At 71.7% G+C, this 13,055-nt stretch carries 10 protein-coding genes; 4 read left to right on the forward strand and 6 right to left on the reverse strand.

Annotation, left to right across the window (positions count from 1 at the left end; genetic code table 11):
- Window positions 1–13 precede the first annotated feature (13 nt).
- Together TR49_RS16975 and TR49_RS16980 are read right to left on the reverse strand one after the other, a co-directional pair.
- A complete protein-coding gene (locus tag TR49_RS16975) occupies window positions 14–700 on the reverse strand; it encodes a response regulator (protein WP_042382555.1) in 687 nt (228 codons plus the stop codon).
- Complete coding sequence (locus TR49_RS16980) at window positions 697–2,361, reverse strand: ATP-binding protein (protein WP_042382556.1); 1,665 nt, start codon at window positions 2,359–2,361, stop codon at window positions 697–699. The genes TR49_RS16975 and TR49_RS16980 overlap by 4 nt, the downstream gene beginning before the upstream one ends.
- A gap of 156 nt (window positions 2,362–2,517) precedes the next feature.
- On the opposite strand from TR49_RS16980, the gene TR49_RS16985 reads away from it, so the two are divergent.
- Complete coding sequence (locus TR49_RS16985) at window positions 2,518–3,855, forward strand: cation:dicarboxylate symporter family transporter (protein WP_042382558.1); 1,338 nt, start codon at window positions 2,518–2,520, stop codon at window positions 3,853–3,855.
- A 4-nt stretch (window positions 3,856–3,859) separates the two neighbouring features.
- On the opposite strand, the gene TR49_RS16990 is transcribed toward TR49_RS16985, so the two are convergent.
- A complete protein-coding gene (locus TR49_RS16990; RefSeq protein ID WP_042382560.1) occupies window positions 3,860–5,344 on the reverse strand; it encodes an MFS transporter in 1,485 nt (494 codons plus the stop codon).
- Window positions 5,345–5,498: 154 nt separating this feature from the next.
- Between TR49_RS16990 and TR49_RS16995 the strand changes: the two genes are divergently transcribed.
- On the forward strand, window positions 5,499–6,146 hold the full coding sequence (locus TR49_RS16995) for a TetR/AcrR family transcriptional regulator (protein ID WP_042382562.1): 648 nt from the start codon (window positions 5,499–5,501) through the stop codon (window positions 6,144–6,146).
- 183 nt (window positions 6,147–6,329) lie between these two features.
- Here TR49_RS16995 and aspS read toward each other — a convergent pair whose 3' ends face one another.
- The 3 genes from aspS to TR49_RS17010 are packed head-to-tail and all read right to left on the reverse strand — an operon-like array spanning window position 6,330 to window position 10,121.
- Window positions 6,330–8,114: an aspartate--tRNA ligase gene (gene aspS / locus TR49_RS17000; RefSeq protein WP_042382563.1), complete on the reverse strand. Its 1,785-nt coding sequence runs from the start codon at window positions 8,112–8,114 to the stop codon at window positions 6,330–6,332.
- A complete protein-coding gene (hisS, locus tag TR49_RS17005; RefSeq protein WP_042382564.1) occupies window positions 8,111–9,391 on the reverse strand; it encodes a histidine--tRNA ligase in 1,281 nt (426 codons plus the stop codon). Before hisS ends, aspS begins: the two co-directional genes overlap by 4 nt.
- 22 nt (window positions 9,392–9,413) lie before the next feature.
- Window positions 9,414–10,121 (reverse strand): MBL fold metallo-hydrolase, encoded by a 708-nt coding sequence (locus tag TR49_RS17010; RefSeq protein ID WP_042382566.1) that lies wholly within the window; start codon window positions 10,119–10,121, stop codon window positions 9,414–9,416.
- Between the two features lie 249 nt (window positions 10,122–10,370).
- Between TR49_RS17010 and TR49_RS17015 the strand changes: the two genes are divergently transcribed.
- Entirely contained in the window at window positions 10,371–11,234 is an 864-nt protein-coding gene (locus TR49_RS17015) for a peptidylprolyl isomerase (RefSeq protein ID WP_042382567.1), read from the forward strand.
- Window positions 11,235–11,442: 208 nt separating this feature from the next.
- Window positions 11,443–12,672, forward strand: coding sequence for a DUF349 domain-containing protein (locus TR49_RS17020; protein WP_042382568.1), 1,230 nt, complete (start codon window positions 11,443–11,445; stop codon window positions 12,670–12,672).
- The last annotated feature ends 383 nt before the right edge of the window (window positions 12,673–13,055 follow it).

Below are 13,055 nucleotides of genomic sequence, written 5' to 3' on the forward strand. Positions count from 1 at the left end.
GGCCCCAGGGGTGCTAGCGCCAGCGGTAGGCGAGTTCGGGGCGGCCCACCTGGCCGTACTGGGGTTCGCGGCGGGCGCGGCCGGTTTCGACCAGGTGTTCCAGGTAGCGGCGGGCGGTGATGCGGGAGACGCCTGCTGCCGTGCCCACCGCCGCGGCCGAGAGGCCCACCTCGGCCTCGCGGAGCACGGTGGCCACCGCGTCGAGGGTGGGGGTGGTGAGGCCCTTGGGCAGTGTGGTCCCGCGCGGGGAGCGCAGCTCGGCGAAGGCCTGGTCGACCTCGTCCTGGCCGAGGGCCTCGCCCTCGCGGTCCAGGCTGGCGCGGTAGCGCGCATAGCGGGCCAGGCGGTCCTGGAGGGTGGCTGCGGCGAAGGGCTTGAGCAGGTACTGCACCACGCCGATGGAGACCGCCCGGCGCACCGTCGCCAGGTCCCGGGCCGAGGTGACGGCGATGACGTCCGCTCCGTGCCCGGCCGCGCGGATCGCGCGCAGCAGGTCCAGGCCGTGACCGTCCGGGAGGTAGAGGTCGAGGAGGAGCAGCGCGACGGGCGCGCCCTCGCGGCGCGCGCGGTCGAGGAAGCGCAGGGCCTCGGCCGCGCTGTGGGCGACGCCCGCGCTGCGGAAGCCCACGGCGCGGTCGACGTAGCTGCCGTGGGCCTCGGCCGCGACGGGGTCGTCCTCGACCACCAGCACGTCGATCACCGGACGTCCACCGCGTCGCGCGCCCCCGGGCTGCGCTGGAAGGGGATGTGCACGGTGAGCACCGCGCCCCGGCCGCGGCCGACCTCCACACGGCCGCCGTTGCGGCGCGCGGCCTGGGCGACGAGCGCGAGACCGATCCCGCGCGCACCGGCCGGTCCGGGCTGCTTCGTGGACCAGCCACGCTCGAAGATCCGCTCGACCGCGTCCGGCTCGATCCCGCGCCCGGTGTCGGCGACGCGGAGCAGCAGTTCGCGCGCGTCGGTCCGCGCGGCCACCGTGACGGTGGGCGGGCCGTCGTGCTCGGCCGCGCCGTCGATCGCCGCGTCGATGGCGTTGTCGATCAGGTTGCCGAGCAGCGTCACCACATCCCGTGCGTTCAGCTGCTCCGGCAGCGCGTCGTCGATCCGGCTCTCCTCGGTCAGCACCAGGTCGACGCCCCGCTCGGCGGCCTGCGCGGCCTTGCCGAGCAGCAGCGCGGCCAGGACCGGCTCGTTGACGGCGCCGACGACGCGGTCGGTGAGCTGCTGGGCCAGCTCCAGCTCTGCGGTGGCGAAGTCGACCGCCTGCCGGTGCCGTCCGGTCTCGATGAGCGACACGACGGCGTGCAGCCGGTTCGCGGCCTCGTGCGCCTGCGCGCTCAGCGCCTCGGCGAAGCCGCGGACCGAGTCCAACTCGCCGCTCAGAGCCTGGAGTTCGGTGTGGTCACGGAGGGTGACCACGGTGCCGAGGTCGGGGCCGTCGCCGATGGGCGAGGTGTTGACCACGACGACCCGGTCGGCCGTCAGGTGCAGCTGGTCGCGGACGGGCTCGGCTCCGGCGACGGCGGCGCGCAGCGGTTCGGGCAGGTCCAGGTCCGCGAACGGCCGTCCCTCGGCCGGGTCTTCGAGGGCCAGCAGGTCGCGCGCCGCGTCGTTGCACAGCACGACGGTCCCGTCGCGGTCCAGCAGCACCAGGCCCTCGCGCACGGAGTGGAGCGTCGCCTGGTGGTACTCGTACAGGTGGCTGAGCTCAGCGGCGCCCATTCCGTGGGTGTGCCGTCGCAGGCGGCGGTTGGCCAGCCAGGTGCCGAGGCCGCCGAGCGCCAGGGCAGCCGCGGCGACCGCCACGAGCGCGGTGATCGCCCCGCGCAGCTGCCCGCTGAGCTGTTGCACCGTGATCCCGACACTGACCAGCGCGACGACCCTGCCGTGCGCGTCGCGGACCGGCGTGACCGCGCGCACGGACGGGCCGAGGGTGCCGGTGTAGGTCTCGGTGAAGGTGCGCCCGGCCAGGGCCGGGCCGATGTGCCCGAGGAAGTGCTTGCCGATCTCCGCCGGGTCGGGGTGGGTCCAGCGCACGCCGTGGGTGTCCATGATCGTGACGAAGTCGACGTCGGCGTCCCGGGTGACCTGTTGCGCGTACGGCTGCAGCACCGCGGTCGGGTCCGGCCGCTGGGCGGCCTGCACGACGGTCGGCGCGTCGGCGACGGTGGTGGCCGTGGCGACCACCTGCCGCTCGGCCGCCTGCTGGGCGCGGTCGCTGGTCAGCACGTAAGCGAGCACCGCGCAGCCGGCCACCACCAGCGTCACGATCAGCACCTGCACCGCGAACAGCTGCCCGGCCAGGCTCCGCGCGACGCGGTGGCGCCGGCGCGGGCGGGGGGTGGTGGTGCGGGCGGGCATGTCGGCCAGTCTGCCAAGCCGCCCGACGCGATGAGTAGACCGCGGGCCGTGAACGATATGAACGCAAACGTGACGGCCGCCACGCCCGCCCGGATATTCGTCGGAACCGGCCCGCCACCCCGGGCCCGTGGGAACGACCGGCAAGGGAGCCGCAGCATGAGCACCGTCAGAGCCGCACGCGAACGCACGCACTATCTGTACCTGGCCGTGATCGCCGCCGTCCTGCTCGGCATCGTCGTCGGCCTGGCGGCACCGCACTTCGCCGTGAGTCTGAAGCCCGTCGGCACGGGCTTCGTGAACCTGATCAAGATGATGATCAGCCCCGTCATCTTCACCACGATCGTGCTGGGCATCGGCTCGGTGTCCAAGGCCGCGAAGGTCGGCAAGGTCGGCGGCCTCGCGCTCGGCTACTTCCTGGTGATGTCGACGGTGGCGCTGGCCGTCGGCCTGGTGGTGGGCAATCTCGTCAACCCCGGCCACGGCCTGCACCTCACCGCGGAGCTGGCCAAGGCGGGCCACGCGCAGGCCGCGACCGGCGGCGCGGAGGGCACCTCGGACTTCGTGCTCGGCATGATCCCGACCACCCTGGTCTCCGCCCTCACCGGCGGCCAGGTGCTGCAGACGCTGCTGGTCGCCCTGCTGGTCGGCTTCGCGCTCCAGTCGCTGGGCGCGGCGGGCGCACCGGTCCTCCGAGGTGTCGAGCACCTGCAGAAGCTGGTCTTCCGGGTGCTTTCGATGATCATGTGGGCGGCCCCGGTGGGGGCGTTCGGCGCGATCGCCGCCGTGGTCGGCGCGTCGGGCTGGGCGGCGCTGAAGTCGCTGGCGATGATCATGCTGGGCTTCTACGCGAGCTGCGTGATCTTCGTGGTGCTGGTGCTCGGGCTGATGCTGCGTCTGTTCGCAGGCGTCAACGTGTTCGCGCTGCTGCGCTACCTGGGCCGCGAGTTCCTGCTGATCCTGTCCACCTCCTCCAGCGAGAGCGCGCTGCCGCGCCTGATCGCCAAGATGGAGCACCTCGGCGTCAGCCGTCCGGTCGCGGGCGTCACCGTCCCGACGGGCTACAGCTTCAACCTGGACGGCACGGCCATCTACCTGACCATGGCCTCGCTGTTCATCGCCCAGGCGATGGACCGGCCCATGGCGATCGGCCAGCAGATCTCGCTGCTGCTCTTCATGGTGATCGCCAGCAAGGGCGCCGCCGGCGTCACCGGCGCGGGCCTTGCCACCCTCGCGGGTGGCCTCCAGTCCCACCAGCCGGCCCTGGTCGACGGCGTCGGCCTCATCGTCGGCATCGACCGCTTCATGAGCGAGGCACGCGCCCTGACCAACTTCGCGGGCAACGCCGTCGCCACCGTCCTCGTCGGCCACTGGACCGGCGAACTCGACCACGACCGCCTGCGCCTCGTCCTCGCCAGACGCCTCCCCTTCGACGAGTCCGCGGCGGCCGCCGACTCCCCCGTCGAGGTCCCGGTTCAGGCGCCGGCGACAGCGTAGGCCCTCATACGTCGCCCTCGTCGTCCTCGACGCCGTGGCCCTCCTCGACGCTGTGGGAGTCCGTGAGGCTCAGCGCGCCACCCGCCGCGATCACGCCGACGACGACGGCCAGCAGGGCGTAGGTGATCCGCTCGCCACGGAAGAACGACTCGACGAGGCCGCTGCTCCAGACACCCTTCGGGAGCCGGGTGGTGACCAGCGCGGCGATCATGGTGCCGACCACGGCGGTGCCGACGCTCGAGCCGACCTCCTGGGCGGTGTCGTTGAGGGCGGCGCCGACGGAGGTGCGGTTGCCGGGCATCGCGTCGACGAGGGCGACCGCGCAGATCGTCATCACCGTGCGGAGACCGATCGTCATGACCACCATGCACACGGCGATGAAGGCGTAGCCGTGCTCGACGCCGAAGGACAGGACGGCCAGCGCGCCCGCCAGGCAGGCCGCGCCGATCAGGCAGGCGACGCGGTGGCCGAAGCGGCGCGCGAGCCACTCGGACAACGGGGTCGCGAGGAGCATCGTCACGATGATGGGCAGGTTGGCCAGGCCCGCCCGGACCGGGCTCCAGCCGTAGGCGTACTGGAAGTGCAGGATCAGCCCGAACATCACACTGGCCATGGCGATCGAGGTGCCGATCTGCGCGATGGCGGCGCCGCGGACGGTGCCGTCGGAGAACAACCGCAGGTCCAGCATGGGCGCCGCGCTGCGGCGCTCGTGCCGGACGAACGCGGTCGCGGCCACGACCGCGCCCGCGATCGAGGCGAGGGTGGGCGCGGAGAGCCAGCCGTTCTCCACGCCGCTGGTCAGCGCGTAGCAGGCGAGTCCGATGGCGGTGATGCTCAGGGCCGCGCCCGCCAGGTCGAGCGCGTCGTTCGTCAGGTCCTCCGGCCGGTCTGCGGGCACGCCCAGGCGGACGCCGAGGCACGCGAGCACCGCGATCGGGGCGTTGACGACCAGCAGCCACTGCCAGCTCACGTGGGCCAGCGCGGTGCCGCCGAGCAGCGGGCCGAGGACGAAGCCGGACATGCCGACGACGATCATCACCGTCATGGCGCGCATCTGCAGGGCCTTGTCGTCGAACAGCCGGAAGACCAGCGAGTTCGTGATCGGCGCCATCGCCGCGGCGGCGACGCCCAGTGCGGCCCGAAGTGCGATGAGCTCGCCCGCAGTGCTGACGAACACGACGCACAGGCTGAGCGAGCCGAACACGGCCAGGCCGATCAGCAGCACGCGGCGGCGGCCGAACCGGTCGGCCGTCGAACCGGCCGTCAGCAGCAGCCCGCCGAAGGTGAGCGAGTACGCGCCGGTGACCCACTGCAGGGCGGTCGTGCCGCTGCCGAGGTCGCGGCCGATGGTGGGGAGCGCGATCGACAGCAGCGTGTTGTCGACCATCTCGACGAAGAAGGCGAGACAGAGGGCGGCCAGGGGTATCCAGGCCGCGCGGAGGGACGGATAGGTGCGTGACGTGGGGCGCTGAAGCGTGGCGGTGGTCATGGCAGTCCTCCAATCGAATCCCGTTCGGTTATCGAACGCCGTACGATGAGCTACGATAGAACAACGTTCGATACGGTGCAAGGTCGAGGGGAAGCGAGCCATGGCAAGCCCGAAGAACCGTCCGGGTCAGGGGCGCCGAAGGGCCTCACACTCGATGGAGTCCGTGCTCACCGAAACGGTGGCCCTGCTCGACGAGGCCGGCGCGCCCGCGCTCACCTTCCGTGCCCTGGCCCAGCGCCTCGGCGGCGGCGTCGCCAGCATCTACTGGTACGTCGCCAACAAGGACGAACTGCTCGACCTCGCCACCGACCACGTGATCGGCTCGATCCTGGCCGACATCGAGAGGCTGCCGGGCAGCGACGACCCCATCGACGACCTGCGCGCGATGGCCCTGGCCCTGTTCGACGCGATCGTGGACCGGCCCTGGCTGGGCGCCTACTTCATGCGCAACACCGACGCCCAGAGCAACTCCCTGCGCCTGTACGAGAAGCTCGGCCGGGAGACCCTACGGCTGAACCTCACACCCCGGCAGCGGTTCCACGCCGTCTCCGCCGTCATCGGCGTCGTCGTCGGCTCCGCCGTCGACCTGGGCCAGGAACCACCCCAGGAGGTCCTCGACGGCCACGTCGACCGCGACCAGTTCCTCGGCCGCGCCGCCCAGGCCTGGCGCGAGCTCGACCCGCAGGACTTCCCCTTCGTCCACGAGATCGTCGACGAGTTCGACGGCCACGACGACGCCGACCAGTTCCGCTCCGCACTGGAACTCACCCTCGCGGGCCTGCGGCTCCAGGCCGGTGCGTGAGCGGCCCGCGCCTGCTCCCGCCTGCGTGAACCGCCGGCGTCGCGCTCCACTCCCGCGCGCTTCGCGCTCTCCGTCGGTAGGCCCCGGTGGCCATGGCCGTGGTGTCCGGCGTCGGGCATCGGTTCACGCGAAGAGCGGGGCCCTGCCGTCGGCAGGGCCCCGCTCTTCGCGACGTGCTGTGGCTTACTTCTGCTCGGCCTTCTCCGCCTGCTGCTCGGACTTCGGCTTCGCGTCGACGCCGGCCTCCTTGCGCTGCGCAGCCGTGATCGGCGTCGGGGCGCCGGTCAGCGGGTCGCCGCCGGTGGACGTCTTCGGGAAGGCGATGACGTCGCGGATCGTGTCGTAGCCGCCCAGCAGGGTGACCAGACGGTCCAGGCCCAGCGCGATGCCGCCGTGCGGCGGCGGGCCGAAGTCGAAGGCGTTCAGCAGGAAGCCGAACTGCGACTGCGCCTCCTCCTGGGACAGGCCGATCGCGTCGAAGGCCCGCTTCTGGACGTCCTTCTGGTGGATACGGATCGAGCCGCCGCCGATCTCCGAACCGTTGAGCACCAGGTCGTACGCGTTGGACAGCGCGTTGCCCGGGTCGGTGTCGAAGGTGGCCATGGACTCGGCCGTCGGCGCGGTGAAGGGGTGGTGCACCGCGTGCCAGCCCTGGAACTCGCCCTTGTCGTCCTCGATGGGCTCGAACATCGGGAAGTCGACGACCCAGAGAAAGGCCCACTTGGACTCGTCGATCAGCTCGCAGCGCTTGCCGATCTCCAGACGCGCCGCGCCCAGCAGCTCCTGCGAGGCGGTCTTCTTGCCCGCGGCGAAGAAGATGCAGTCGCCCGGCTTGGCACCGACCGCGTCGGCCAGGCCCGCGAGGTGCTCCTCGCTCAGGTTCTTCGCGACCGGGCCGCGCAGCTCGCCCGTCTCCTCGTCGATCAGCACGTAGGCGAGGCCGCGCGCACCGCGCGCCTTCGCCCAGTCCTGCCAGGCGTCCAGCTGCTTGCGCGGCTGCGAGGCGCCACCCGGCATCACCACGGCGCCGACGTACGGGGCCTGGAAGACGCGGAAGGAGGTGCCGGTGAAGTACCCGGTCAGCTCGGTCAGCTCGTTGTCGAAGCGGACGTCGGGCTTGTCCGAGCCGTAACGGGACATGGCGTCCGCGTAGGACATGCGCGGCAGTGGCAGCGGCACCTCGTAGCCGAGGACCTCGCCCCACACGCGGGAGACGACCTCCTCGCCCAGCTTGAGGATGTCCTCCTGGTCGACGAAGGAGGCCTCGACGTCGAGCTGGGTGAACTCCGGCTGACGGTCGGCGCGGAAGTCCTCGTCACGGAAGCAGCGCGCGATCTGGTAGTAGCGCTCCATGCCCGCGACCATCAGCAGCTGCTTGAACAGCTGCGGGGACTGCGGCAGCGCGTACCAGTGGCCCGGCTGCAGGCGGACCGGGACGAGGAAGTCGCGGGCGCCCTCGGGGGTGGAGCGGGTGAGGTACGGCGTCTCGATGTCGAGGAAACCGTTCTCCTCCATCACCGTGCGGATGATGTGGGTCGCGCGCGAGCGAAGGCGCAGCGCGCGGGCCGGGCCCTCACGACGCAGGTCCAGGTAGCGGTACTTGAGGCGGACCTCCTCGTTGACCGAACCCGGCTCGTACTCGGCGACCTGGAACGGCAGCGCGGCAGCCTCGGAGAGCACCGTCAGCTCGGAGACGACGACCTCGACCTGGCCGGTCGGGATGTCGGGGTTCTCGTTGCCCTCGGGGCGGACCCGGACGTCACCGGTGATCTTGACGCACCACTCGGAGCGCAGCTCGCCGACCTCCTCCAGGTCGCGGAAGACGACCTGGACGGTGCCGGAGGCGTCCCGCACATCGACGAAGGCCACGCCGCCGTGGTCGCGGCGGCGGGCGACCCAGCCGGCGAGGGTGACGGTGGTGCCGGCGTGCTCCGGGCGGAGCGTGCCGGCCTCGTGGGTGCGGATCACTGGAGCTTCTCCTTCAGGGTGGTGACGAGAGCGTCGAGGGCGACCGGGGTCTGGTCACCGGAACCGAGGTCCTTCAACTGAACCACGCCGTCGGCGAGATCACGCTCGCCGGCGACGATCGCGTAGCGGGCGCCGGAGCGGTCGGCGGCCTTGAAGCCGGCCTTGACGCTCTTGCCGCCGAAGAGCAGGTCGGCGGAGACGCCGTCGCGGCGCAGCTGGGTGACCAGGCCGAACAGGACGCGCTTGGCCTGCTCGCCGAGCGGGACGGCGAAGACGTCGGTGGCGGCCGGGACGTCGAGGACGACGCCCTCGGCCTCCAGCGCGAGCACGGTGCGGTCGACGCCGAGCGCCCAGCCGACGGACGGCAGCTCCGGGCCGCCGATCATCTCGGACAGGCCGTCGTAGCGACCGCCGCCGCCCACCGCGGACTGCGAACCGAGGCCGTCGTGGACGAACTCGAAGGTGGTGCGGGTGTAGTAGTCGAGGCCGCGGACCAGCTTCGGGTCGTCCTCGAAGGTGACGCCGGCGGCCAGCAGCAGCTCGCGGACCTGCTCGTGGTAGGCCTTGCAGTCCTCGCAGAGGTAGTCGACGAGCATCGGCGCGCCGCCCAGCTGGTCCTGGACCGACTGGCGCTTGTCGTCGAGCACGCGCAGCGGGTTGATCTCCGCGCGGCGCATCGTCTCCTCGTCCAGGTCGAGACCGCGCAGGTAGTTCTGCAGGGCCTCGCGATAGACCGGGCGGCACTGCTTGTCGCCCAGGCTGTTCAGCAGAATGCGGAAGTTGCGCAGGCCCAGCGAGCGGTAGGCGTCGTCGGCCAGGATGATCAGCTCGGCGTCCAGCGCCGGGTCCTCGGCGCCGATCGCCTCGGCGCCGACCTGCCAGAACTGGCGGTAGCGGCCCTTCTGCGGCTGCTCGTAGCGGTACTGAGAGCCGCTGTACCAGAGCTTGACCGGGAGGTTGCCGATCCGGTGCAGGTTGGCCTGGAGCGTCGCGCGCAGCACGGAGGCCGTCGCCTCGGGGCGCAGCGCGAGGTCCTGGCCCTCCTCCTTGCGCGAGGTGAGGGTGAACATCTCCTTGGTCACGATGTCGGTGGACTCACCGACACCGCGCGAGAAGAGGTTGACGTCCTCGAAGACCGGCGTCTCGACGTAGCCGTAGCCGGCCCGGCGCAGCGGCGCGGCCAGCGCCTCGCGCACCGCCAGCACGGTGCCGGCGGTGGCGGGAAGGATGTCGTAGGTGCCCTTGGCGGCCTGGAAGGCCTGGGAAGAACTGCTCACGTCTCGTACTTCTCGTCTCTGTCTACAGTCCGCGGCGCTGGGCTGCGGTCGGCGCGGCGCTGCCGGCGACCTGGAGCAGGTACGGATTGGCGGCGCGCTCGCGACCGATGGTGGTCTGGGGGCCGTGTCCGGAGAGGACCACGGTCTCGTCCGGCAGCGGCAGGCACACACGGGCCAGCGACTGCAGGAGGGCGTCGTGGTCGCCTCCGGGAAGATCGGTGCGTCCGACGGAGCCGGCGAAGAGCAGGTCGCCCGAGAAGAGCACCGGAGGCAGCTCCGGCGCGGCGGGCGTCCGAAAAGTCACCGACCCCCCGGTATGGCCGGGCGCGTGGTCGACCGTGATGTTCAGCCCCGCGAGCTCCAGCACGCTGCCGTCGGTGAGCACCCGCACGTCGTCGGGCTCGCCGACGGTGATCTCGCCCATCAGCTGGGCCCCGAACGAACGGCCGAGGGCCTTCTCCGGATCGGAGAGCATGTAGCGGTCCTCGGGGTGGATCCACGCCGGGATGCCGCGCGCGCCGCAGACGGGGACGACCGAGGCCACGTGGTCGATGTGCCCGTGGGTGAGCACCACAGCGACCGGCTTCAGCCCGTGCTCGCGCACCGCCTCCTCGACACCGGCGGCGGCCTCGTGGCCCGGGTCCACGATGACGCACTCCTCTCCGGCGGCCGGGGCCACGAGGTAGCAGTTGGTGCCCCAGGCTCCAGCGGGAAAGCCGGCGATGAACACGTGGGTCCCTACTCGCGTCGAGAAATGGCGGTGAATGCGGTGAATGCTGTCAGCAGGGTACCGGCGGCGGGGGACGGATCGCGAACCGTATCCGGGGTCCGCCTGTCGCCTCATCGGCTGCTTTCACCGCGCGTTTACAGAATTGCTCCCTACACTGGGCCGCCGTCGGGTGGGAAGATCCCTCCGCGACAGGATCGAACGACGACGTACGGACGACGTACGAACGACTTCACGGTAGGAGTGTGGGCGGTGGCCCCCAACGACACGCAGGCGCCGAAGGCTGGGCCTCTCCCCAAGGACCCTGAGAAGCGCCGCCGCGAACTGCAGCGCAGGAAGCTGGAGCGCCAGGCGAAGCTGCGGGCCCAGCGGGTCGCCGAGGCGCGCAAGCGGACGGCGATCATCGGCGCGTGCGTCGTCGCCGTCGCGGCGATCGCGGTCGGGACGGTCGCCCTGTGGCCGTCCGCCAAGCACAAGACGACGGCCTCCGCGGACACCGCGAGCAGTTCGCCGTCGGCCGCGAGCTCCCCGTCTGCGGCGAAGGCGAACTACACCATCACGCCCAAGAAGAACGAGGGCAGCTGGAAGACCGAGCCGGCGATGACGATCGACACCTCGGCGAACTACACGGCGAAGATCAACCTCGGTCAGGGCGCCGTCACCCTCAAGCTGGACGCCAAGGACGCGCCGCACACGGTGAACTCCTTCGTGTTCCTCGCGAACCAGCACTTCTTCGACGGGGTCTACTGCCACCGGATCACCACCTCCGGCATCTACGTGCTGCAGTGCGGCGACCCGACCGGCACCGGCTCCGGCGGCCCCGGCTACTCCTTCAAGGACGAGAACCTGACCTCCGCGTCGATCAAGGGCGGGACCTACCCGGCCGGCACCGTCGCGATGGCGAACTCGGGCGCGAACACCAACGGCTCGCAGTTCTTCCTCGTCTACAAGGACAGCCCGCTGCCGGCCAACTACACGCCGTTCGGCACCATCACCGGCGGCATGGACGTGCTGAACGCGATCGCCGCCAAGGGCAGCGACAGCGCCAACGGCCCGGGCGACGGAAAGCCGGTCGCTCCGGTCATCATGAACACGGTCACCGCGACGAAGAACTGAACGCTTTAGGTGACGGGCGGGCGGCGCAGCCAAATCAACCTCGCGGGGATACGGACAGCGCCCCTGCCCGTCGCCTATGTTGGCGTCTTGTAGGGTGCGCTTCTGCGCTTCCCGGCGGCGCGGAGACCAAACCGGCCGGGCAATCGAACGTGGACGGCGGCCGCCCCGCCAGGTGCAGGACCCGCGGCCGCCATATGGAGGAGGCGCTGTGACCAGCGACCCGTGGGGCCGTGTCGACGACGAGGGGACCGTCTACGTGCGGACGGCCGACGGCGAACGCGTCGTCGGTTCGTGGCAGGCGGGCTCCCCCGAGGAGGCACTTGCCTACTTCACCCGCAAGTACGAGGGCATCGCCGTGGAGATCGGCCTGCTGGAGCGCCGCGTGCGCACCACGGACCTCGCCGCGAAGGACGCCCAGACGGCCATCGAACACCTGCAGGCGCAGGTGGAGGAGGGCCATGCGGTCGGCGATCTGGACGCCCTCGCCAAGCGTCTGAAGACGCTGTCCGAGGAGGTCGAGTCGCGCCGCGAGGAGAAGAAGGCGGCGCGCGCCAAGGCCCAGGAGGAGGCCCGCGCCTCCAAGGAGGCCCTGGTCGCCGAGGCCGAGCAGCTCGTGGAGTCCACCCAGTGGCGTGAGGCGGGCGACCGCCTGCGCGCCCTGGTCGACACCTGGAAGGGCCTGCCGCGGCTGGACCGCAAGTCCGACGACGAGCTGTGGCACCGCTTCTCGCACGCCCGCTCCGCGTTCTCCAAGCGCCGCAAGGCGCACTTCGCGCAGCTGGACCAGCAGCGCGAGGAGGCCCGCCTCAAGAAGGAGAAGCTGGTCGTCGAGGCCGAGTCGCTGGCCGACTCGACCGACTGGGGCGCCACGGCGGCCCGCTACCGCGAGCTGATGGCGGAGTGGAAGGCCGCGGGTCGCGCGCAGCGCGAGGCCGAGGACGAGCTGTGGACCCGCTTCCGCGGCGCGCAGGACGTCTTCTTCCAGGCCCGCTCGGCCGTCTTCGACGAGCGCGACGCGGACGAGCGCGAGAACCAGCACGCCAAGGAGGCCCTCCTGGTCGAGGCGGAGGCGCTGCTCCCGATCGGCGACCTGAAGGTCGCCAAGTCCCACTACCGCGACATCGCGGAGCGCTGGGAGGCCATCGGCCACGTCCCACGCGACGCCCGCCCCCGCCTGGAGTCCCGCCTGCGCCACGTCGAGCAGGCCATCCGCGAGGCGGAGGAGGCCGAGTGGCAGCGCAGCAACCCCGAGGCGCGGGCGCGTGCCGCGGGCATGACGGGCCTGCTGCAGGCGGCGGTGGACAAGCTGGAGAAGCAGATCGCCGCGGCTGAGGCGAAGGGCGACGCCCGCCAGGTCGCCAAGCTCCAGTCCGAGCTCGTCGGCCGCAAGGAGCTCCTGGCCCAGGCCCAAAAGGGCCTCGAGGAGTTCAGCGGCTGAGCCTTTCGCCCCCGCAGGCGTTGCACTTCGCCAGGGACGCGAGGCTGTGCCGCCATGCGGCACCGCCGCGCGGGCGCGACCAGCCTGAGGCTGACGCCCCCGCAGGCGTTGCACTACCCAGGGACGCGGGGCGTGCCGACATGCGGCACCGCCGCGTGGGCGCGACCAGCCTGAGGCTGACGCTCCCGCAGGCGTTGCACTACCCAGGGACGCGGGGCTGTGCCGCCATGCGGCGCCGCCGCGCGGGCGCGACCAGCCTGAGGCTGACGCTCCCGCAGGCGTTGCACTACCCAGGGGCGCGGGGAACTGCGCGACAAGCCACCCGGTGTGGTGAGTCGGTCAGCGAGCAGGGCCATCCGCACAGGGTGGTTGCTCGCGCAGTT

Origin of the sequence: Streptacidiphilus melanogenes (genome assembly GCF_000787835.1) — a bacterium.
GTDB lineage: Bacteria > Actinomycetota > Actinomycetes > Streptomycetales > Streptomycetaceae > Streptacidiphilus > Streptacidiphilus melanogenes.

Excerpts from the sequence above, each read along its gene's own strand:
- TR49_RS16980 (WP_042382556.1), bottom strand. The coding sequence starts at position 2,361 with ATGCCCGCCCGCACCACCACCCCCCGCCCGCGCCGGCGCCACCGCGTC.
- TR49_RS16985 (WP_042382558.1), top strand. The coding sequence starts at position 2,518 with ATGAGCACCGTCAGAGCCGCACGCGAACGCACGCACTATCTGTACCTG.
- TR49_RS16990 (WP_042382560.1), bottom strand. The coding sequence starts at position 5,344 with ATGACCACCGCCACGCTTCAGCGCCCCACGTCACGCACCTATCCGTCC.
- TR49_RS16995 (WP_042382562.1), top strand. The coding sequence starts at position 5,499 with ATGGAGTCCGTGCTCACCGAAACGGTGGCCCTGCTCGACGAGGCCGGC.